18 protein-coding genes and 1 pseudogene are annotated in these 22606 nt (G+C 61.6%); 16 read left to right on the top strand and 3 right to left on the bottom strand.

Features of this window, described 5'->3' with window-relative positions; translation table 11 throughout:
* Window positions 1-12 precede the first annotated feature (12 nt).
* Window positions 13-783 (top strand): gamma-glutamyl-gamma-aminobutyrate hydrolase family protein, encoded by a 771-nt coding sequence (locus tag ACEK02_RS01940; protein WP_371420123.1) that lies wholly within the window; start codon window positions 13-15, stop codon window positions 781-783.
* A 9-nt stretch (window positions 784-792) separates the two neighbouring features.
* Here the strand turns inward: ACEK02_RS01940 and ACEK02_RS01935 are convergent, their stop codons facing one another.
* Window positions 793-2211 carry an MFS transporter gene (locus ACEK02_RS01935; RefSeq protein WP_371420122.1) on the bottom strand — a complete coding sequence of 473 codons (1419 nt, stop codon included), beginning with the start codon at window positions 2209-2211 and terminating at the stop codon, window positions 793-795.
* 162 nt (window positions 2212-2373) lie between these two features.
* On the opposite strand from ACEK02_RS01935, the gene ACEK02_RS01930 reads away from it, so the two are divergent.
* The 8 genes and pseudogenes from ACEK02_RS01930 to ACEK02_RS01895 all read left to right on the top strand — a co-directional run.
* A complete protein-coding gene (locus ACEK02_RS01930; RefSeq protein WP_371420121.1) occupies window positions 2374-3291 on the top strand; it encodes an amino acid ABC transporter substrate-binding protein in 918 nt (305 codons plus the stop codon).
* Between the two features lie 118 nt (window positions 3292-3409).
* Complete coding sequence (locus ACEK02_RS01925) at window positions 3410-4141, top strand: amino acid ABC transporter permease (protein WP_371420211.1); 732 nt, start codon at window positions 3410-3412, stop codon at window positions 4139-4141.
* Window positions 4142-4144: 3 nt separating this feature from the next.
* The gene (locus ACEK02_RS01920) at window positions 4145-4837 is read left to right on the top strand and encodes an amino acid ABC transporter permease (protein ID WP_371420120.1); all 693 of its coding nucleotides are present in this window, start codon (window positions 4145-4147) and stop codon (window positions 4835-4837) included.
* A 50-nt stretch (window positions 4838-4887) separates the two neighbouring features.
* Complete coding sequence (locus ACEK02_RS01915) at window positions 4888-5619, top strand: amino acid ABC transporter ATP-binding protein (RefSeq protein ID WP_371420210.1); 732 nt, start codon at window positions 4888-4890, stop codon at window positions 5617-5619.
* Window positions 5620-5922: 303 nt separating this feature from the next.
* Window positions 5923-7953 carry a methyl-accepting chemotaxis protein gene (locus tag ACEK02_RS01910; RefSeq protein WP_371420119.1) on the top strand — a complete coding sequence of 677 codons (2031 nt, stop codon included), beginning with the start codon at window positions 5923-5925 and terminating at the stop codon, window positions 7951-7953.
* Window positions 7954-8038: 85 nt separating this feature from the next.
* Entirely contained in the window at window positions 8039-10042 is a 2004-nt protein-coding gene (locus ACEK02_RS01905) for a methyl-accepting chemotaxis protein (protein ID WP_371420118.1), read from the top strand.
* Between the two features lie 94 nt (window positions 10043-10136).
* Entirely contained in the window at window positions 10137-10340 is a 204-nt protein-coding gene (locus tag ACEK02_RS01900) for a hypothetical protein (protein WP_371420117.1), read from the top strand.
* 7 nt (window positions 10341-10347) lie between these two features.
* Window positions 10348-10998 (top strand): annotated as a pseudogene (locus tag ACEK02_RS01895) (methyl-accepting chemotaxis protein); the annotation flags it as partial.
* A gap of 110 nt (window positions 10999-11108) precedes the next feature.
* Here ACEK02_RS01895 and ACEK02_RS01890 read toward each other — a convergent pair.
* On the bottom strand, window positions 11109-12911 hold the full coding sequence (locus tag ACEK02_RS01890; RefSeq protein WP_371420116.1) for a carbamoyltransferase: 1803 nt from the start codon (window positions 12909-12911) through the stop codon (window positions 11109-11111).
* 390 nt (window positions 12912-13301) lie between these two features.
* Here ACEK02_RS01890 and ACEK02_RS01885 point away from each other — a divergent pair, with 390 nt between their 5' ends.
* The 5 genes from ACEK02_RS01885 to hemC all read left to right on the top strand — a co-directional run bounded on the left by ACEK02_RS01885 (window position 13302) and on the right by hemC (window position 17941).
* Window positions 13302-13625 (top strand): hypothetical protein, encoded by a 324-nt coding sequence (locus ACEK02_RS01885; protein ID WP_371420115.1) that lies wholly within the window; start codon window positions 13302-13304, stop codon window positions 13623-13625.
* 224 nt (window positions 13626-13849) lie between these two features.
* The gene (locus ACEK02_RS01880; RefSeq protein WP_371420114.1) at window positions 13850-14962 is read left to right on the top strand and encodes an NADH:flavin oxidoreductase/NADH oxidase; all 1113 of its coding nucleotides are present in this window, start codon (window positions 13850-13852) and stop codon (window positions 14960-14962) included.
* 223 nt (window positions 14963-15185) lie between these two features.
* Window positions 15186-15371, top strand: a complete 186-nt coding sequence (locus ACEK02_RS01875) for a DUF3311 domain-containing protein (RefSeq protein WP_371420113.1) — start codon at window positions 15186-15188, stop codon at window positions 15369-15371.
* Window positions 15361-16848: a monocarboxylate uptake permease MctP gene (gene mctP, locus ACEK02_RS01870; RefSeq protein ID WP_371420112.1), complete on the top strand. Its 1488-nt coding sequence runs from the start codon at window positions 15361-15363 to the stop codon at window positions 16846-16848. Before ACEK02_RS01875 ends, mctP begins: the two co-directional genes overlap by 11 nt.
* Window positions 16849-16957: 109 nt before the next feature.
* Entirely contained in the window at window positions 16958-17941 is a 984-nt protein-coding gene (gene hemC / locus ACEK02_RS01865; protein WP_371420111.1) for a hydroxymethylbilane synthase, read from the top strand.
* Window positions 17942-18114: 173 nt separating this feature from the next.
* On the opposite strand, the gene ACEK02_RS01860 is transcribed toward hemC, so the two are convergent.
* Window positions 18115-20214 carry a S9 family peptidase gene (locus ACEK02_RS01860; protein WP_371420110.1) on the bottom strand — a complete coding sequence of 700 codons (2100 nt, stop codon included), beginning with the start codon at window positions 20212-20214 and terminating at the stop codon, window positions 18115-18117.
* 83 nt (window positions 20215-20297) lie between these two features.
* On the opposite strand from ACEK02_RS01860, the gene ACEK02_RS01855 reads away from it, so the two are divergent.
* Entirely contained in the window at window positions 20298-20903 is a 606-nt protein-coding gene (locus tag ACEK02_RS01855; RefSeq protein WP_371420109.1) for a nuclear transport factor 2 family protein, read from the top strand.
* A gap of 146 nt (window positions 20904-21049) precedes the next feature.
* A complete protein-coding gene (locus ACEK02_RS01850; protein WP_371420108.1) occupies window positions 21050-22588 on the top strand; it encodes an AMP-binding protein in 1539 nt (512 codons plus the stop codon).
* Window positions 22589-22606 lie beyond the last annotated feature (18 nt).

Genomic DNA, 22606 nt, shown 5'->3' with positions numbered 1-22606 from the left:
GACCGGAAGCTGATGCCAACGAAGACCCGGCCGGTAATCGGCGTGATCGGCAACGCGTATCGCATTGAGAACAGGTTCTCCGTCCAGGCGGTCGGAGAAAACAACCTTCGTGCGGTTGCGGAAGTGGCCAATGCCTTGCCGATGATGTTTGCCGGCACCCCCGACATCACAGATGTCGGTCAGGTGCTCGATCTGGTCGACGGCATCCTGCTCACCGGCGCGCGGGCCAACGTCCACCCGACCCGCTTCGGCATGGAAGCGCATGTCCGTCACGAGCCCTACGACAATGACCGCGATGCGGTGGCTCTGGCCATGATCGAGGCCTGTGTCATGCGCGGGGTCCCGATCTTTGGCATCTGTCGCGGACTGCAAGAGATGAATGTTGCGTTCGGCGGTTCGCTGCATCCCGAGATCCGCGAGATTCCCGGCCGTATCAATCATCGTATGCCCAGGCTCGAGAGTGGCGAGATCCATCCCGATCCGGCCGTCGTGTTCGCCGATCGCCACGAAGTGCATCTGACCAGTAACGGCACCTTTGCCAGCCTGTTGGGCCGCGAGACCATCACGGTGAATTCCCTGCATGGCCAGGGTATCGACGTCCCCGGCGAGCGGGTGGTGATCGAGGGCATTGCCGAGGACGGTACCATCGAGGCCATCCGCATTGCCGATGCACCCAGCTTTGCGCTCGGTGTGCAATGGCACGCGGAATATGACCCGCAGATCAATCCGATCAATCGCACGCTCTTTCAGGCTTTCGGCGAGGCGGTAGCCGCTCGCAGGTAACGTGGTCTCTCACGATTGCGGTCGCGCCGCCATCAGCAGGAATGCGCTGAGCGCTGCTGCGATACAAAGCGCCGCACCTCCGATCGCCGCTGCTGCAAATGCGCTAATTAGCGCCGGTCCCTTTGCCGCTATGACCGATCCGATCAGCGCCGTGACCACAAGGCCTCCAGTGCGTGCGACCGCGCTGTTGAAACCGGAGGCAGACCCCGTGTGACGCGCATCGACTGACATCAGTACGGCCGTGGTCAGAGGTGCAACGGCGCCGGCCATGCCAATGGCGATGACGATCATGGCGGGGAGAACGCCGGTCCAGTAGCTGGTGTCGGAACCGATGCGGAGCGCGAGCAGAAAACCCGTCGCGACAATCACCGGTCCCAGCGTCAGCATGATCCGTGGGCCGGTTCTGGCAGCTAGCGAACCGGCGAACGGTGATATCAAAGAGATGACAAGTGGCAAGGGCAGCAGCGCGGCACCGGCCTGTGTCGCCGTGTAGCCGGCGGCTTCGATCAGGAGATAAGGTATCAGGACGAACAGCCCGCCGAGTGCGCCGTACAACAAGAATGTCAGCAGTGTCAGGCCGACGAAGCTGGCGGACCCGAACAGTGCAAGCGGCATCATCGCGCGTTCACCTTTGCGGCCTTCGACCCACACGAACACGAGCAAGAGCAGGAGGCCTGCCGCAAGCACGACAGGCGTGAAACCCGCCCAATCATGTGACGTCGCTTCGGTCAGGCTCCAGGTGGTCAGTCCAAGTCCCGCAGTCGCGAGGATGGCACCGAAACTGTCGAGCGGTTCATCGCCGTCGTGTCGATCGCGGGGGATGCCCAGGCCGGCAAGCGCCATCGCTGCCAGGGCGATCGGCACATTGATGAGAAAGATGAGATGCCAGCTGCCGATGTCGATCAGCCATCCACCCAGCACCGGGCCGAGCGCGCCCGCTGCGGCACCGCTGGCAGCCCAGATGCCGATGGCGCGCCCCTTGGCTTCGCCGGAAAATGTCTGGCCGAGGATCGCCAGACTGTTCGGCATCAGCATCGCCGCGCTGACACCCTGCAGAAAACGCGCGGCCAACAGCAAGCGCAGGCTGGGCGCCACAGCGCAGGCCAACGAGGCCAGCGCAAACAGGCCAACGCCCCAGATCAGAAGTCTGCGGCGACCGAAGCGGTCGCCTGCTGCACCGCCGAGCAAAAGAAGTGAACTAAGCGGCAATAGATACGCGTTGATCACCCATTGCAGGTCGCCGGCATCGGCCTGAAAACTCGCTGCAATGGCAGGAAGTCCGACATTCACCACGGATCCGTCGATGAAGGCCAGGCTGGAGGCCAGGATCGTGGCAGCGATTACCAGGCGGGGATGGCTGATATCATCAATCTTTTCCGTGGCGCCCGCGGCGCCTGCGTCACAAAGTGCGTGCAGGGCGTTGCTCATGACCGGGTTGTACGGGGAACGGGAGCTCAGAACAAACTGTTGTCGTCCGATCGGGCAATTCCGTTTTGGCCCCGATTGTGCAAGCATCCCGGGCGGTCGCGCCAGGGCGCTCGGAAAGAGAGTCGTTCGGCGTGAGATCGGACTGTGTTGAGGAGAGGGACTATGAAACGAATTTTTCTGTTGGGAACCATGATCGCCGCGGCGGTCTGCACGACGCAGGCGGGCGCTCAGGAGCTCACCGGCACGCTCAAGAAGATCAAGGACACCGGCGCCATCACCATCGGCTTCCGCGATTCTTCGGTGCCGTTCTCTTATCTCGACGACAATCAGAAGCCCGTCGGCTTCGCCATGGACATCTGCTACAAGATCGTCGATGCGGTGAAGAAAGAGCTGAAGAACGACAAGATCGAGATCAAGCTGAACCCGGTCACCTCGGCCACCCGTATTCCGCTGATTGCCAACGGCACCGTCGATCTCGAATGCGGCTCGACCACCAACAATGCCGATCGTCAGAAGCAGGTGTCCTTCACCAATACGCACTTCCTGACCGCCAGCCGCTTCGTTTCGAAGAAGGCCAGCAAGCTCGATAAGATCGACGATCTGAAGGGCAAGTCGGTGGTTTCGACGTCCGGCACCACCAACATCAAGCAGCTCACCGAGGTCAATGCCGCCCGCCATCTCGGCATCAACATCATTCCCGCCAAGGACCACGCCGAAGCGTTCCTGATGGTCGAGACCGACCGCGCCGTAGCCTTCGTAATGGATGATATCCTGCTCGCCAGCCTTGCCGCCGGTGCGCGCGATCCGAGCGCCTATGTGATCTCCAAGGATGCATTCTCCAAGCCTGAGCCTTACGGCATCATGCTGCGCAAGGACGATGCCCCGTTCAAGAAGGTCGTCGATGCCGCCACTGCCGAGCTCTACAAGAGCCCGGAAGGCGCCAAGATCTATGACAAGTGGTTCATGCAGAAGATCCCGCCGAAGGGCCTCAATCTGAACGTTCCGATGGGCGCCGAACAGAAGAAGGCGTTCGCCAGCCCGTCGGATTCGCCGGATCCGGACGCCTACACCGCCAATTAACTCTTGCTTGCCTCTCCCCGCCTGCGGGGAGAGGCAAGAAGCAATGGCCCGGCCATTGCATGGGTTTTTGCCGGAAGTTGTCTGGTTTTCGCGTGGGACGGCGCGTGGGGGTGAAGGCGTGAACTATAACTGGAATTGGGGGATCTTCTGGGACCAGACGCCTGATGCGACGGGAACCTATTTCGGCTCGCTGATGAGCGGCCTTGAGGTCACCATCCTGCTCGCACTCAGCGCCTGGTTCATCGCTTTTGTGATGGGCTCTCTGATCGGCATCATGCGTACGCTGCCTGCGCGCTGGGCGGTGTTTGTCGGCAATGCCTATATCGAGATGTTCCGCAACATTCCGCTGCTGGTACAGCTATTCATCTGGTTCTTCGTCGTTCCCGAATTGCTGCCCGGCGATCTCGGAATCTGGATCAAGCAGCTGCGCAACGGGCCGTTCATTGCCGCGATGCTTGGGCTTGGCTTCTATATGTCATCGCGTGTCGCCGCGCAGATCACCGCCGGCATCAATGCACTGCCGAAAGGCCAGCGCATGGCGGGCACGGCGATCGGGCTCACCACCTGGCAGACCTATCGCTACATCCTGCTGCCGCTGGCCTATCGCATCATCTTCCCGCCGCTGACCTCTGAATTCCTCAACACCATCAAGAACACGGCGCCGGCGCTGACCATCGGCGTGCTCGAACTGACGGCACGGGCGCGGTCCATGCAGGAATTCTCGTTCCAGGTGTTTGAGGCCTTCTCGGCTGCCGCTGCGATCTATCTCGTCCTCAGTGCCGTCGTGACGATCGGAATGCGCATCATCGAAAAGCGCCTGGCGATCCCCGGCTTCAATGGGGGGAAATAAGCGATGTTCAGCAATTTCGATTACGACGTCATCTGGCGCAGCCTGCCCTACCTGTTTCAGCAGGGCATGGCGTTCACCCTCACGCTGACGGCGATAGCAACCTTCTTCGGTCTTATCCTAGGCACCTTGATCGCGATGATGCGGCTGTCGTCCAGTGCCGTGCTGTCGGGCTTCGCCGTGAGCTATGTCAATCTGATGCGCTCGCTGCCACTCGTGCTGGTGATCTTCCTGTTCTACTTCCTGATGCCCTATGTCGGGCAGTGGATCATCCGATCCGATCAGCCGGTGCAGGTCGGGGCCTATGCCTCGACCATCGTCACCTTCACGCTGTTCGAAGCGGCCTACTTCTCGGAGATCATGCGCGCCGGTATCCAGTCGGTTCCGCGGGGGCAGGTGATGGCGGGCTACGCCATCGGGCTCAACTATCGCGAGGTGATGCGCCGCGTCGTGCTGCCGCAAGCGTTCCGCAACATGCTGCCGGTGATCTTCACCCAGACCATCGTGCTGTTCCAGGACACATCGCTGGTCTATGTGCTGTCGATCACGGATTTTCTGGGCGCAGCGTCCAAGGTCGCGCAGCGCGACGGTCGTCTCACAGAAATGTATCTGTTCGCGGCGCTCGTCTACTTCCTGATCTGCTTCACTGCCTCGTTCTTTGTGAAGCGCTTGCAGAAGCGCATCAGCATCATCCGCTAGTCACTTCACTTTCAGTCTTTGTCTCCAACTGTCGGTCGCTCATCATGCCCATGATCACCATCGAGAAAGTCAGCAAGTGGTACAATCCGCAGTTCCAGGTGCTGAAGAGCTGCACGACGAGTGTCGAAAAGGGCGAGGTCGTGGTCGTCTGCGGTCCGTCGGGTTCGGGGAAGTCGACGCTGATCAAGACCGTGAATGCGCTCGAGCCCGTGCAGGAGGGCACCATCATGGTGGACGGGCTGAACGTCACGACGATGAAGAAGGATCTGCCGAAGCTGCGCTCGCGCGTCGGCATGGTGTTTCAGCACTTTGAACTGTTTCCGCATTTGAAGATCGTCGAGAACCTGTGTCTCGGCCAGACCATCGTGCTCGGTCGCTCTGAAGATGCAGCGAAAGCCAAGGCCATGAAGATGCTGGAACGCGTCGGCCTGACGGCGCATGCGCAGAAATATCCCGGCCAGCTCTCCGGCGGCCAGCAGCAGCGCGTCGCCATCGCGCGCGCGCTGGTGATGGACCCGATCTGCATGCTGTTCGACGAGCCGACCTCGGCGCTCGATCCCGAAATGATCAACGAGGTGCTCGACGTCATGGTCGAACTCGCCAAGGAAGGCATGACCATGATGGTCGTGACCCACGAAATGGGCTTCGCCAAGAAGGTCGCCAATCGCGTCATCTTCATGGATGCCGGCGAGATCGTCGAAGACGCGCAGAAGGAAGACTTCTTCGGCCATCCGCGCAGCGATCGGGCGCAGCACTTCCTGTCGAAGATCCTCTCGCACTGACGCATGCAGCGTCGCACAAGTGCCTCAAGTTTATGCAGGTTCTTGAATGCTGTGTGACGGGGCAATTAACGAATGTGTCAGAAATGAAGTGGTATCCTTCAACCGTGAGGGCGAGGGCCTGTTGGTCCGCTGATTGAACTCCACCGGAGCGATCGGGTCTTTGTCCTCACGGACAACTCGTGTTGCCAGGCTCTCGGTTTCTGCCCTCATACTTCTCTGATCGTCTTCCAACGACTCGAGTCAGACTGCGCGAGCCATGCTTGCGCGCGTCCTGCCTTGACCCTTCCCTGGAAAGTGCATCGCATGATCAAGTTCAACAGCGTCGGCAACAAATTGGGTCTTGCCGGTCTCGTTGGCATCTTGCTCTCGGTGGGCGTCGTGGTGAACCAGATGAGAACCGAGACCGCGATCTCCGAGGTCAATCGGCTGGCAGATGTGCAGCAGAAGATCGCCGACAGCGCGCTGGAGGCCGAGGGCCAGATGCGCGGCATGCGCCTCGCCAGTCAGGCCCTGCGCATGGCCATCACCACGCCGGAAATCGACAAGAACGCTGCCGCGATCAGGGCCGCCAAGGCCGCGCAGGACCGCATCATTGATGCCGCGTCCGCGCTGGCGACCAGGCCGGAATACAAGGACAATTTCGCGAAGATCAAGGCGCTGACATCGACCTATGTCGCCGCTGCCGACGAGATCGCCGGTCTGCAGAAGAAACTCCTCGAGCTTTATCGCAACCGGAATGTCGCAGTGATCGACTGGAACCGCCATCTCGACCAGATGCGCCTTACCACCGCTGTCACGGAGGCGACGAACTGGCCCGAAGTCGATGGACAGCTCAAGATCGCGGACAATGCCATCAATGCCGTGCAGGCCGCCGCATGGCGCTACGCCTCGATGAATGAAGTTACGCAGAAGGGCCAGATTATCACCCGGGCCAAGGTGCTGACCGACGCACTGGCCAAGGCCAGCGTGTTCGAGGACAGCGAACTCGTGCAGAACGGCTTGATCCAGCTCGGTACCGACATGAAGAAGTTCATGACGGCCACCGATGAAGCGATCAGCAACAACGACCAGAAGACCGATATCGTTCGCACCAGGATCACCCCCACTGCTGCGGCGGCGTCCCAGCTGGCCGCGGAATCGGTATCATCGGCCAAGGCTGCGGTTGGAGAGGCCCGGGCGCAGGCTGCCGATGAAATGGCACGCTCCGGCCAGGTCAATCTCGCGCTCGGACTGGCAGTCGTGCTGGTGCTGATCTGCACCATGGTGTTCTCCTTCGTCGGCGTCGCGCGGCCGATGACGCGTCTGAACGGTGCCATGGGCAAGATGGCGGCTGGCGATCTCGATGTCGTCATTCCCGGCGCCGGGCGCGGCGACGAAATCGGCGATATTGCCAAGACCGTTACGGTCATTCGCGCCAATGCCGAACAGAAGGCGCGCGACGAGGCGGCGGCGCGCGTCGATCAGGACAGTCTTGCTGCGGCGTCGCGCAAGCGTGAAATGGTTGATCTCGCCGATACATTCGAACGCGCTGTCGGCAACATCGTGAACAATGTCTCGTCAGCATCGACTCAACTCGAGGAATCCGCGGGCGCGCTGATGGCGACGGCCGAACAGGCAAAGGAACTGACGGCCACCGTGGCTGCCGCATCGGACGAGGCGTCGACCAATGTGCAGGCGGTGGCGTCTTCGACTGAGGAGATGTCGTCTTCGGTGAACGAGATCAGCCGGCAGGTGCAGGAGTCAGCGAATATCGCCAACTCCGCCGTTGCGCAGGCGCGCAAGACCAATGATCGTGTGGCAGAACTCGCCAAGGCAGCGGCCCGGATCGGCGACGTGGTCGAGCTGATCAACACCATTGCCGGTCAGACCAACCTGCTGGCGCTCAACGCCACCATCGAGGCAGCGCGTGCCGGCGATGCCGGCCGCGGCTTCGCAGTCGTCGCATCGGAAGTGAAAGCGCTGGCCGAACAGACGGCCAAGGCGACCGGCGACATCAGCCATCAGATCAACGGTATCCAGGCGGCGACCCAGGAATCCGTCGGCGCCATCAAGGAGATTGGTGACACCATCGGTCGCATGTCCGAGATAGCCTCGACCATCGCATCCGCCGTCGAGCAGCAGGGCGCGGCCACGCAGGAAATCTCCCGCAACGTGCAACAGGCGGCGCAAGGGACGATGCAAGTGACGTCGAACATTACCGATGTGCAGCGCGGCGCCAGCGAGACCGGGTCGGCCTCGACGCAGGTGCTGTCCGCCGCGCAATCGTTGTCCGGCGAAAGCGCGCGGCTCAAACTCGAAGTCGGCAAGTTCCTGGACTCCGTCCGGGCTGCATAAATTCATGCTTCTCCCAATGGGGGAAGCAGTAACGAAGACGGCGCCCGCCGCCGAGACCAGATTAAACCTACCTAGGAAGCCAATAATGTCGCTGCTCAATCTCCGTATCCGTGGTCGCCTCTATGGTGGGTTCGGTGCGCTGGTCCTGTTCGGTCTCGCCAGTTCGGGCTTTGCCGTCTGGCAGATGACGGAAGTTGGAACGCAGGTCGCTTCTCTGAGCATCCTGTCGTCCAACACGATTCGGGCCTCGGAGATCGCCTCCGAACTGCATGCGATCCGCAGTGCTGTCCTGCGCTATTCCTTCGATCAGGATGAAGCGGGGCTTGTGGATGCGGACAAGCGTCTGGCCGGCATCACCGCCAGCCTGGACACGGTGATCAAGAGCAGCCGTTCCGAAGAACGCCGCGCAGCCTATCGCACCATCGAGAAGGATGTGGCCGATGTGAAGGCGCAGCGCCAGGCGTTCGGCGATGCGATCAAACAGGTGGTCGCCGGCCGGGAAGTGCTGCAGGAGGCCGGTGACAAGCTGTCATCCAGCCTGCGCAAGCTGGTGATCAGCACGCGCAACACCATGTATGGCCAGGGTTCGACCAAGCTCGAATCCGACACGCTGATGGTTCAGATCGCGAATTGGCGCTTCTTCGTCAGCCGTGACGAAAAGCATATCGAATCCTTCAAGGATCAGGTCCGGATTGCCGAGCAGCAGATTGGCGAGATGGAGAAGATGCAGATGCCGCCGACGCTCACTGCGTTGTTCGGCACCATCCGCAGCAACCTGAAGAACTACGCCGCCCAATTCGAGAAAGCGGCCGTCAGCCTGCAGACCGCGGATAGTATCTTCAACAAGTCGATCGGCCCGAGCATCGTGGAGGCGATCGGTAAGGTCGAGACCATCAAGTCGGGCATCCAGCAGATGCAGTCGCAAACCGTTGCCGCGACCAGCGACCGCGTGTCGACGACGAGCATGCTGCAGCAGATCGTGGCCGGCGTTGCCACCCTGGTCGGTCTCGCAATCGCCTTCCTGATCGCGCGTGGCATCATCGGTCCGTTGTCGGGCCTGACGGCAGGCATGAAGCGCCTCGCGGACGGCGATTTTAGCGTGGTATTGCCTGGTCTAGCCCGCAAGGACGAAGTCGGCGACATGGCGCGGGCGGTCGAGACCTTCAAGGTGAAAGCGGAGGAGAAAGCTCAGGCGGAAGCCGAAGCCAAACTGACACAGGATCAGCAGGCCGCGATCCAGCGCCGCAGGGACATGATCCGTCTCGCGGACGATTTCGAGGGCGCTGTCGGCAGCATCGTCGAGAATGTGTCATCGGCCTCGAGCCAGCTCGAGGAGTCGGCCGGTGCTCTGACCGCGACTGCGGAACAATCCCGACAGCTCACCGCCATGGTAGCTGCGGCCTCCGACGAGGCGTCGACCAATGTGCAGGCGGTGGCGTCTTCGACTGAGGAGATGTCGTCTTCGGTGAACGAGATCAGCCGGCAGGTGCAGGAGTCAGCGAATATCGCCAACTCCGCCGTTGCGCAGGCGCGCAAGACCAATGATCGTGTGGCAGAACTCGCCAAGGCAGCGGCCCGGATCGGCGACGTGGTCGAGCTGATCAACACCATTGCCGGTCAGACCAACCTGCTGGCGCTCAACGCCACCATCGAGGCAGCGCGTGCCGGCGATGCCGGCCGCGGCTTCGCAGTCGTCGCATCGGAAGTGAAAGCGCTGGCCGAACAGACGGCCAAGGCGACCGGCGACATCAGCCATCAGATCAACGGTATCCAGGCGGCGACCCAGGAATCCGTCGGCGCCATCAAGGAGATTGGTGACACCATCGGTCGCATGTCCGAGATAGCCTCGACCATCGCATCCGCCGTCGAGCAGCAGGGCGCGGCCACGCAGGAAATCTCCCGCAACGTGCAACAGGCGGCGCAAGGGACGATGCAAGTGACGTCGAACATTACCGATGTGCAGCGCGGCGCGAGCGAGACCGGGTCGGCCTCGACGCAGGTCCTGTCCGCGGCTCAGTCGCTGTCCGGCGAAAGCGCGCGGTTGAAGCGCGAGGTCGGTAAATTTCTAGATTCGGTTCGCGCGGCATAGACCAGGATTATCACGCGACTGCGCGCGTTCGCCTGACGACCAAGACAGTACTATCAAACAGCCCGGATGCGTCATCGGCAATACCGTCAAGGAGATGGTCGATAGCCGCAAGGCGCTGCTTACCGAAGGTGAAAAGCTTCAGGCTGACCTGAAGAAGCTGGTGCTCTCGACCCGCAGTTCGCCATTTGCGCAGGGGGCGACGACGCTGCAATCAGAAGCCCTGCTGGTTCAGATGGCGAATTGGCGGTTCTTTGCCGGCCGCGATCAGGACAATGTCACGCTGTTCGCGAACAGGTAAAGAATGCGCAGCCACCGAAGAGATGGCGTCGTCGGTCGGCGAAATCGGCCGTCAGGTGCAGGAATCCGCTCGTATTGCCAATGAGGCGGTGGATCAGGCGCAGAAGACCAACGATCGCGTCGGCGAACTGTCGAAGGCCGCCGGTCGGATCGGCGCTGTGGTCGAACTGATCAACACCATTGCGGGGCAGACAAACCTGCTGGCGCTCAACGCCACCATCGAGGCGGCGCGTGCGGGAGATGCGGGCCGCGGCTTCGCCGTCGTCGCGTCGGAAGTGAAGGCGCTCGCCGAGCAGACCGCGAAGGCGACGGGCGAGATCAGCCAGCAGATCGCAAGCATCCAGACCGCGACCGACGATTCCGTCTCGGCCATCCGCGAGATCGGTACCACGATCGGCAAAATGTCGGAGATCGCGTCCACCACTGCCTCGGCTGTCGAAGAGCAGGGCGCCGCGACGCAGGAGATTTCTCGCAACGTTCAACAGGCGGCGCAGGGCACGATGCAGGTCTCGTCGAACATCGTTGATGTGCAGCGTGGTGCGACAGAGACCGGGTCTGCCTCGACGCAGGTTCTCGCTGCAGCGCAATCGCTGTCCTCGGACAGCACGCGGCTGAAGGATGAGGTCAGCAAGTTCCTGAACGCGGTGCGGGCGGCTTGATTATGGCCCGTGGGGTGGGCATGGGCGCTCTTGCGCCGTGCCCACCACAACGCATTCGATGATGGTGGTGGGCACGGCGCGCTTTGCCCACCCTGCGAATGTCGAAGGTTCTACCTCGTGGTCGCCGACACCAGCCCCGCGATATCCATATAGGTCCGCACCAGCGGGGCAATGAAACGATGCGCTGAAGTCTTCGACACCAGCGTGTCGTGCAGGATCAGGTGGTCGATGCCGGTATTGATGAAACATGCCATGGCGTCGCGCGGAGTCTCGACGATCGGTTCGCCCTTCACGTTGAACGACGTGTTGAGCAGCACCGGCACACCGGTGAGCGCATCGAATTCCTTCAGCAGCCGATAGAGCACCGGATTGGTGTCTTCCGTGACGGTCTGGATGCGCGCCGTTCCATCGATGTGCACGATGGCCGGAATCTTCTCGCGCCATTCGGGTCGCACCGGGGCGGCGATCAGCATAAACGGCGAATCCTGATCGCCTTCGAAAATCTCCCTGGCGCGCTCAGCGAGCACAATCGGCGCGAATGGTCGGAACGGCTGGCGATGCTTGACGCGTGAATTGAGGATGTCCTTCATCTCCGGCCGGCGCGGATCGGCGATAATGCTGCGATTGCCGAGTGCGCGGGGGCCGTATTCCGAGCGACCCTGAAACCAGCCGATCACTTTCTGGTCGGCGAGCAGCCTGGCGGTGTCGTGGCAGATATTGTCGCTGCGCACCGCACTGGTCTGCGCCTTGACGAGCGTGCGTTGCGTCGCAGCCTCGATGTCGCGATCTGCATAGGCGCGGCCGGTGTAAGAGTGGGTCATCACATAGGAGCGCGGCTGCTTCTGTACCTCGAGCAGGCCGTAATAGGCACAGCCAATGGCGATGCCGTTATCGCCGGCGGCGGGCTGGATCCAGACATTATCGAAACCGGCTTCGCGGGCGATGCGGCCATTGGCGACGCAGTTCAGTGCGACGCCGCCGGCAATGCAGAGGTTCTTCGCGCCGGTCGTCTCGCGCAGCCAGCGCGCGCGCGCAAGCAGCACCTTCTCGGTGTCGTCCTGCACGCGCCAGGCGAGATCTTCCCAATGCCGCATGGAGGGATGGGTGTCCCACTTGCCGTCGCTATCGGCGATATAGGGCTGGTTATATTCGGGGGTCCAGCGTGGTACGCTGAGCACGTTGTCGGTGATGTCCATCAGTGGCTTGACATGGTCGCGACGACCATAGGGCGCGAGCCCCATCAGCTCGCCGCACTTGTTCCAGTCGCCGAACACATAGGTCGAGGCCCGGCTGTAGAGCGCCCCGAGGCCCGGCATGTTGTAGAATTCGTCGCTGAGAAAGCCGCGATCCGGCTCCATCCAGAATTTCTTCAGGCAATCGAGCTGCGTGCCCTTGAAGGTGTAATAGCTCTCCGATTCCCGGGCGAGCTTCGAGCCTGGCTCGTCGCCGGGATAGGCCTCTATCACATCGGAGCGATAGCTGCCGACGCCGTCGACGATCATGATCGCCCCCTCTTCGAAGGGGCAGACGGCAAACGCGCTATAGGCGTGCGCCAGATGATGCGAGATCGTTTGGACCTTGCCGCTACGCGACCGGAACAGGGGATGGACGCTGGCGTCCTGCCGTTCATATTCGGGCAGAAAGCCCGGCATGTCCTGATAGATCAGGCGATCTTCCATCTCCGGAACCGGCAGGATGTAGCAATTGCTCACCACCAGCTCGACGTCGTCCAGCGTAATGCCTTCCGCCGCGAGAACATAGTCGATCACTTCCTTGTAGAACCCGGTCGCATGTTTCTCGCGGGTAATTCGCTCCTTCTCGATCGCATAGGCCAGTGCGCCGTCGCGCAGCAGGCAGGCGCTGACGTCGTGATCATAGGTGTTGAGACCGAGGATGTAGCTGGGTTTGGGCATGAATCAGCTTCTGACAATTCGCGGGAAGGGACGAACGATGGGATCGAGCTGCTGACGCAGACGCGGTGGGTGGCACGGACCGCCTATTCGCAGTTGCGAGGCGCAGCGATCAGCATAGTGCGAGGCAATATGAAGAGAAGATGAACGGCAGAAGGTCAAAAGCGAGGTGATGAGTGAAGGTGCGTATTCGTCCGTAATGACAGCGTTGCCGGCAACTTGACCGGCGTTCGAGCTTGACCCTATTCTGACGCCGTTGATCCGTGCACGCCTTGTGATGGCCATATTACTATTCTGGTTTCAGCACTCGTGTGAATCAAGAATTGCTCGCTGAACGATTCGAGGCCGGAAGCATTCTAAAGCCGTGCTTCTGCAGAATGGGAGATCCTAAGAATGGCTCAAACCAAAACGACGCGCCATAACATCGTGACCCGCTGTCTGGCAGCGATGGCGCTTGTGTCGGTCTACTGTGTCGGTCTGATCGGCGCGTCCACCGTGTTGCTCACCACGAGCAGCACCTCGGCCGAGGCCCGTGGTGGTGGTCGCGGCGGCGGCGGTCGTGGCTGGGGCGGCGGAGGTCGTGGCCGCGGTGGTGGCTGGGGTCGTGGCGGCGGCTGGGGCCGCGGTCGTGGCTATGGCTTCTATGGTGGGCCGCGCTTTGTGGCGCCGGGCTGCTATTTCAGCCGTCGCTGGGGCCGGGTCGTCTGCCCGTACTAAGTTATAGGCGCTGCGGCGCAGAATGAACGAGATCGAGAGGCGCTCCGGGCAACCGGGGTGCCTTTTGCTTTTCAAGAAAGTGTTTGTCGAAAGCCGTCGTCTTTGCACAATGCCGAGGTCGCTTTTGGCGGGCATCTTGTGTTTTGCGCCCCGAGTTCCAATCTCGGACAGGCAGGCCGGCGTTCCCGCGCATGGCAATTCGGTCCTCCCACCCTGGAATTTGCATGAGCACCCTGTTTTCCCCCTTCAAGCTGCGTGACCTCACCCTGCCCAATCGCATCGTCATTGCGCCGATGTGCCAGTATTCCGCTGAGGACGGGCGCGCCACCGATTGGCACATGATCCATCTCGGCAACATGGCGCTGTCCGGCGCCGCCATGCTGGTGATCGAAGCGACCGCCGTGGAAGCCATCGGCCGAATCACCCCTGGCGATCTCGGCCTCTATAACGACGCCACCGAGGCTGCGTTGAAGCCGGTGCTGGCGGCGATCCGCAAACATTCGAACATTGCCGTTGCCATGCAGGTCGCCCATGCAGGCCGCAAGGCGTCGAGCCACGCCCCATGGGATGGCGGCCAGCAGGTGCCGCTCGACAAGGGCGGCTGGGTTGCCCAGGCGCCGTCGGCGATTCCGCAGAAACCCGGCGAGCTGGCGCCGCAGGAGATAGATGCCGCCGGTCTCAAGCGTATTCGCGATGCCTTCGTGGCGACGGCGAAGCGTGCCGAGCGGCTCGGTATTGATGCGCTCGAAATTCACGGTGCACATGGCTATCTGCTGCACGAATTCCTGTCGCCGATTTCCAACCAGCGCACGGACAATTACGGCGGCTCCCTGGAGAACCGGATCCGCTTCCCGCTCGAAGTATTCGACGCCGTGCGTGCAGCATTTCCGGCAGGCAAACCGGTCGGCATGCGCGTCTCGGCCTCGGATTGGGTCGAGGGCGGCTGGGATATCGAGCAGACCATCGTCTTCGCCAATGAGTTGAAGAAGCGCGGCGTCGACTGGATGGATGTCTCGTCCGGCGGTGTCTCGCCGCAGCAGAAGATCACGCTCGGGCCGGGTTATCAGGTGCCGTTCGCCGAAGCCGTGAAAGCGGCCACGGGATTGCCGACGATTGCGGTGGGTTTGATCACCGAAGCGCAGCAGGCCGAGGACATCGTGGCCTCTGGCAAGGCCGATCTGGTCGCCATTGCACGTGGCATTCTCTACGATCCGCGTTGGCCATGGCACGCGGCGGCACAGCTCGGCGGCACCGTGCAGGCGCCGCCGCAATACTGGCGCTCGCAGCCTTCGACGCAGAAGGCGCTATTTGGCGAAACGACTTTCGGCGGCCGCTGAGCCACTTCAATACGCCTCAGACTTCAACACCCACACATCATCCCGCGAGCCGGGAGCGATGTGTGGGTGTTTTGCACTGCAGCACGCCCAAGGTCTTGTTCCCGCCTTGCGAATGGCAGTCCTGCGATTACATGACAGAATGTCGCACCTACGCGGCGCAAAATTCTGCGCTGTAAAATAACTGTGGCATCGAGCGCTGCCCACCTATCGAGAGGAGCCCGCTATGGGCCGCCATTACTTATGGCTTCTGCTGATCCCCTTCGTCGGCCTGCTCTGGGTCCCGTTTTACAACTTTCATGATCCGGTGCTGTTCGGCTTTCCGTTCTTCTACTGGTATCAGCTCGCCTGGGTGCCGGTGACCGCCTTTCTGACCTGGCTCGCTTACCGGACTTACGCCAATGAAGACTGAGCTCGATATTCCGGCGCTGGTCGTCTTCTTGTTCTTTTTCGCGCTCGTCACCGTGATGGGCTTCGTCGCCTCGCATTGGCGCCGCCCGAAGACGCTCGCCAGCCTTGACGAATGGGGCCTCGGTGGCCGCCAGTTCGGTACCTGGATCACCTGGTTTCTGGTCGGCGGCGATTTCTACACCGCCTATACGGTGATCGCCGTGCCGGCACTGGTCTATTCGGTCGGTGCCTACGGCTTCTTCGCGCTGCCCTATACGATCATCGTCTATCCCTTCGTGTTCATGGTGATGCCGAAGCTGTGGCAGGTCGCCAAGGACAACGGCTATGTCACTGCGGCAGACGTCGTGCATGGCCGCTATGGTTCGCGCACGTTGGAAGCCGTAGTCGCGATCACCGGCGTCGTCGCCACCATGCCCTATATCGCGCTGCAACTGATCGGTATGGCCACGGCCGTGAAGGCGCTTGGTTTCGAAGGCGAACTTCCGCTGATCGCGGCCTTTGTCGTGCTCGCGCTTTATACCTATTCGTCGGGCCTGCGCGCGCCCGCGCTGATAGCTTTCGTCAAGGACATCATGATCTACATCGCCGTCATCGCGGCGATCTCGGTCATTCCCGGCAAGCTCGGCGGCTACGCCAATGTCTTCAACGCCGCCGATGAAGCATTCAAGGCCAAGGGCTCCGGCAGCATCCTGCTGCAGCCGAGCCAGTATGTCGCTTACGCCACCTTGGCATTGGGGTCGGCGCTCGCCGCCTTCATGTATCCGCACACGCTGACGGGTATCTTCGCCAGCAAGAGTGCAACGACCATCCGCAAGAATGCGGTGCTGTTACCGGCCTATACGCTGATGCTCGGCCTGTTGGCGCTGCTCGGCTATATGGGCCACGCTGCCAAGCTGAAGCTCGCCAGCAATAACGACGTGGTGCCGGCACTGTTCCAGATGCTGTTTCCGAGCTGGTTTGCGGGCTTCGCCTTCGCGGCCATCGCCATCGGCGCGCTGGTGCCGGCGGCAGTGATGAGCATCGGCGCTGCCAATCTCTTCACTCGCAATTTCTGGAAGGCTTATGTCAATCCGCAGGTCGATTCGGCGGGTGAGGCGGCGGTGGCCAAGATTGCGTCGCTGGTGGTGAAGGTTGGTGCACTCCTTGTGATCATCTATCTGCCGACGCAATTTGCGCTCGATCTGCAGCTCCTTGGAGGTCTGTGGATCCTGCAGACGCTGCCGGCCTTGATTTTCGGCCTGTTCACACGCTGGTTCACCGCGGCGGCCTTGCTGGCCGGTTGGGCTGTCGGATTGTTCGGCGGCACATATCTGGCCTGGACGGACGGCCTCAAGCCGCTGCACATGCTGTCGGTGGGGAGCTTCCAGGCGATGGTCTATGTCGGCCTGATTGCTCTGGTCGTTAATATCGTGGTGGCGGTGCTGGTCAATCTCGTCGTGCCAAAGCCGGTTGTTACGGCCAAGGTGGTGCGCACATAAGGGCTTCCTGTAAAGCCCGTGCGCGCATTGTTTCCGGCGCGCGCTGGCTTTATTGTTCGCGCGAATGCCCGCCATCCCTGCGCGGGACCGCCGGATGGAGCTTGCCTGAGTGACTGAATCGATGCGCATCGGAACGCGCAAAAGCACCATGGCGCTGGCCCAGACAGAAGAGATCGCGCGCCGCCTTGCGGTGGTCGCGCCGGATCTGGCCGTCGAGATCGTGAAATTCGAGCCGGTCGGCGACCGCGACCAGACCAGCAATCTGCTGCGCCATGGCGGCAAGGGCGGTGCCTTTGTCGGCGAAATTCGCGCGGCCGTGCTCAAGGGCACGCTGCATGCGGCAATGCATTCGCTGAAAGACATGCCGGGCAATGAGGACACGCCGGGCCTCGTCATCGGCGCCACGTTGGTGCGCGATCCGCCGACGGACGCGCTGGTGCTGCGTGCTGGTGTAACGCTCGCTGAACTGAAGCGCACGCATGGTAAAGGTTTCAAGATTGGCACCAATGCCGTGCGCCGTGCCGCCTATATCCGGCGACTGTTTCCCGAGATCGAGGTGATTCACTTCCGCGGCGCTGCCGATACCCGCGTCCGTAAGCTCGACAATGGCGAGATGCAACGGTTCCCGGATGGCAGTGAGGTCGGTCCCGCGGACGCGTTGATTATGGCGCGCTCGGGTTTGGAGCGCGTCGGCCTAGCAAATCGTATCGCCCATGATTTCGCGCCGCAGGACATGCTGCCGGCTGCGGGGCAGGGCATCGTTGCAGTCGAATGCGCCGCGAGTGATTGGGCGACACGGCGCTATCTCTCGCTGATCGACGATCCCGCCGCGCATCTGTCCTGCGATGCAGAGCGTGAAGTGCTGTGGGTGTTGAACGGCCACTGCAACTCGCCGATAGCGGGCTATTCAGTGATCAGTGGCGGCGAGATGTCACTGACAGCTTCGGTGCTCGATGAAGCCGGCGGGCGGTTCATTGAGGTGACACGCGTGGGGCCGGCGGATCGACCGCGTGAGCTGGGGCGCGCGGTCGGGCTGGAGCTGCTGAACAAGGGCGCCGGTGCGCTGATCGAGGGCAATCGGCCCGCGGAGTAATCTTTCCTAACCCCGCCCGCTTGCGGGAGAGGTCGCTCGGCGAAGCCGGGCGGGTGAGGGGATTCTCCATAGGCTTCGATGGTTGTGGAGAGTCCCCTCATCCGCCTCAAACGCGCTTCGCGCATTCGGGGCAGCTTCTGCCCGCAAGCGGGGAGAAGGAAGAATGGGCCGACTCAGCTTTCCGCCATCCCCACCGACCACAGCGCAAACGCATAGACGATCGCGATTTCATCCAGCCGGTTGAAACGCCCTGACGCGCCGCCGTGGCCGGCGCCCATATTGGTGCGTAACAGCACCGGGCCTCCACCCGTCATCGTCGCGCGCAGCCGTGCGATCCATTTTGCGGGTTCCCAATAGGTCACGCGCGGATCGGTGAGGCCACCCATTGCCAGGATCTTCGGATAGTCTTTCGCAGCGACATTGTCGTAAGGCGAGTAGGACAGGATCGTCTTGAAGTCGGCTTCGCTCTCGATCGGATTGCCCCATTCGGGCCATTCCGGGGGCGTCAGTGGCAGCGTGTCGTCGAGCATGGTGTTGAGCACATCGACGAATGGCACTTCGGCGACAATCCCCGAGAACAGCTCGCCGGAGCGGTTGGCGACCGCGCCCATCAGCATGCCGCCGGCGCTGCCGCCATGGCCGACGATCTTCTTCTCTGATGTGTATTTCGCAGCGATCAGCGCGCGCGCGGCGGCGGCGAAATCGTCGAACGAGTTCGTCTTCTTGTCGCGCTTGCCGTCGAGATACCAGCCCCAGCCCTTGTCGGCGCCGCCGCGGATATGGGCGATGGCATAGACGAAGCCGCGATCGACCAGCGACAGCCGGTTGGCGGAGAACGACGCCGGCATCGCCATGCCGTAGGAGCCATAGCCATAGAGCAGCAGCGGCGCGCTACCGTCATGTGCGAAATCCTTGCGATGCAGGATCGATACCGGCACCTCTGCGCCATCGTGCGCCTTGGCCATGATGCGGGTCGTGACATAGTCGGCGGGATTATGGCCCGAAGGAATCTCCTGCCGCTTGCGCAGCGTCCGCTCGCGCGTCGCCATGTCGTAGTCATAGACTTCCGATGGCGTCGTCATCGAAGAATAGGCAAAGCGCAGATTGGTCGTGTCGAATTCGTAGCCGCCCATGGTGTCGAGCGAATAGGCGGCTTCGTCGAAGGCGATGGCGTGTTCGTCCCTGGTGGTGAGATCGCGGATCACGATCGACGGCAGCGCATTGGCGCGCTCCAGCCGCACCATGTGATGGGCCGTGAGCTCCATATCGAGGACGTAGATTCCTTCGCGATACGGGATCAGATCTTTCCAGTTGGCGCGCTCCGGCGACGTCAGCGGTGCGGTGATGATCTTGAAGTCGATGGCGCCATCGGCATTGGTCAGGATGAACAGCTCGTCACCGCGATCAGCCAGCGAATACTGCACACCTTCTTCGCGCTTGGCCACGAGGTGCGGTGGCGCGTCGGGTGCGGCGAGGTCGATCAGTTGCTGCTCGGAGGTTTCATGATCGCCGCCCGCGATGACGCAGAAGCGGCCGCTGGCGCTTTCATGAATATGGGTGAACCAGCCGGAATCCCGCTCTTCAAAGATCAGTCTGTCATCTGCCTGCTTTGTACCGAGCTTGTGCAGCCAGACCTGCATCGGGCGATGATTGTCGTCGAGCTTCACATAGAAGAAGGCCTTGCAGTCGAGGGTCCAGACCACGCCGCCGTCGGTCTCCTCGACCACGTCGTCGAGATCGTTGCCCGTGGCCCAGTCACGCACGCGGATGGTGAAATATTCCGAGCCCTTGACGTCGGCGCTCCAGGCTTCCAGCGCGTGATCCGGCGAGTGGCGGGCGCCACCGAATTTGAAATATTCATGGTTGGCCGCGAGCTTGTCGCCATCGAGGATGATGATGGCCTCGCCGCCATCCCGCGGCATGCGGCCGAACAATTCATGCTGGCCGCCCTCGCGGAATTTCCGCAAATAGGCATAGGGCCCGTCGGGCGATGGCACGCTGGAATCGTCTTCCTTGATGCGACCGCGCATTTCCGCCACGAGTTTTGTCTGAAGCCCTGCCGTGCTGCCGAGCAGGCTTTCGGTATAGGCGTTCTCGGCCTCCAGATAGGTGCGGATTTCCGGCTCCACCACGCCGGGGTCGCGCAGCACCTCCTGCCATTTGGCATCCTTCAACCAGGCGTAATCATCGCTGACGGTGATGCCATGGGTCGTGAAGGAATGCGGATGGACAGGCGCAACCGGTGCGGGCATGGAGGGTGTCTGCTTTGTCATGAACGCTCTTTTCGCGGAAGCCTGATCGGATATGATCGCGGAACACGCACGCATCGGCGCCTGCCCCGCACATTGGATATTCCATGGATATAGAGATTATCGACCGCCTTGCCATCCGCGATCTCATTGAAAACTGGGTGGTCTGGCGCGACGCCGGCGACTGGGAACGCTTCCGCACCGTCTGGTTCGACGATGGCCGCATGGTCGCCACCTGGACCCAGGGCACCGCCGATGAGTTCATCGCCATGAGCAAGGCCGGCTGGGCCAAGGGCGTGTCGATCATGCATTTCCTCGGCGCGCAGTCGATCGACCTTGCGGGCACTCGTGCGATATCGCAGACCAAGATGACCATCGCCCAGCGCGCGCTGGTGCATGACGTCAATGTCGACGTGATGCTGACCGGCCGGTTCTACGATTTCCTCGAAAAGCGCGATGGTAGATGGGGCATGGTGCTCCGCCAGCCGATCTACGAGAAGGACCGTATGGATCCCGTGGTGCCCGGCGCGCCGTTGAAGCTCGATGCAGATTTGCTTGCCAGCTTTCCCGAAGGCTATCGCCATCTTGCCTATCTGCAGAGCCAGATCGGCTACCAGATCAAGCCGGATATGCCGGGCCTGCGCGGCGCTACAGTGGAAGCGCTGTATGCCAGCGGCAAGAAGTGGCTGAACGGCGAGGCGTTGGACAGATAACGCAGACCTCATGGTGAGGAGCGCGCCGCCTGGCGCGCGTCTCGAACCATGAACATTTTCATCTCGTCCTTCGAGACGCGGCCAAGTGGCCGCTCCTCAGGATGAGGGCGAGATCTAAAACCAATAACAAAAAGGGAAGAACGACCATGCCCGACTTTATTGCCCTCGATGCACTCGTCCGTAACACTGCAGGATCGAAGCCTGCGAAGATCGCCGTCATCGACGGCGAACGCCAGATCGACTATGCTGCCTTCGATGCCCTGATCGATCGCGTGGCTGCATCGTTGCAGGCGAGTAGTCTCAAGCCGCAGGATGCGATTTCGATCTGTGCGCTGTCCTCGATTGAATACGCTGCGACATTCCTGGGGGCATTGCGCGCGGGCATTGCGGTGGCGCCATTGGCCCCATCATCGACGCCGACAGATTTCGCCGCGATGGTGAAGGATGCCGCGGCGAAAATCCTGTTCATGGATGACGCGACGGCGGCCTCCCTTGCGGACGCTGCGATCGATCCGTCGGTCCAGCGCATTGCGCTCGATGGCGGCAAGGCTGGCAAATCGTTTGCGCAGTGGCTGGCGCCGGAAGGCGCGAAGCCGGCCCCGGTAACGGTCAATCCGGAATGGGTGTTCAACATCATCTATTCCTCGGGCACGACGGGCACGCCGAAAGGCATCGTCCACACCTACCAGATGCGTTGGCGTCAATATGGGCAGCTTGATCCGCTGGGCTACGGGCCGGATGCTGTCACCGTGCTGTCGACGCCGCTTTATTCCAACACCACGCTGGTCTGTTTCAACCCGACGCTCGCCGGCGGCGGCACGTTGGTGCTGATGAAGAAGTTCGACGCGCGGGGATTCCTGGAGCTCAGTGCCAAACATCGCGCGACCCATGCGATGCTGGTGCCGGTGCAGTATCGCCGCATCATGGCGGTTCCGGATTTCGACAGTTTCGATCTCAAGTCCTTCGTGATGAAGTTTTCCACCTCCGCGCCATTCGGCGGCGCCCTGAAGGCCGACGTGCTGAAGCGCTGGCCGGGCGGGTTGACCGAATATTACGGGATGACCGAGGGCGGCGGCACCTGTGTGTTGCTGGCGCATGAACACCCGACCAAGCTGCACACCGTCGGCCAGCCGGCGCCCGATCACGACATTCGTCTGATCGACGAGGACGGTAATTTTGTCGCACAGGGTGAGATCGGCGAAGTGATCGGGCATTCCCCGACCATCATGCAGGGCTATCTCAATCAGCCCGGCAAGACCGCCGAGACATTCTGGCACGATGCCTCAGGCAAACGCTATGTCCGCACCGGCGATGTCGGGCGTTTCGATGAGGATGGTTTCCTTACATTGATGGACCGCAAGAAGGACATGATCATCTCCGGCGGCTTCAATATCTATCCGAGCGATCTCGAACTGGTGCTCGGTGGGCATGAGGATGTGGTCGAGGCTGCTGTGGTTGCGATGCCGTCGGAAGAATGGGGCGAGACGCCGGTGGCTTTCGTGGTGCTGAAAGCCGGTGCTGCGAGCGATGCAGCATCGCTAAAAGCCTGGACCAATGAACGCGTCGGAAAATTCCAGCGTCTCAACGATGTCGTGCTCGCCGACGTGCTGCCGCGCAGTGCCATCGGCAAGGTGCTGAAGCGGGAGCTGCGCGATCGCAAGCTGGCGCCGGATCTGTCGGCTTAGGCTTGCTTGTCTTCTCCT

The organism is Tardiphaga sp., from assembly GCF_041424195.1.
GTDB lineage: Bacteria > Pseudomonadota > Alphaproteobacteria > Rhizobiales > Xanthobacteraceae > Tardiphaga.
Note: the sequence above shows the minus strand (reverse complement) of the source record. Positions and strands in the feature narration are given on the sequence as shown.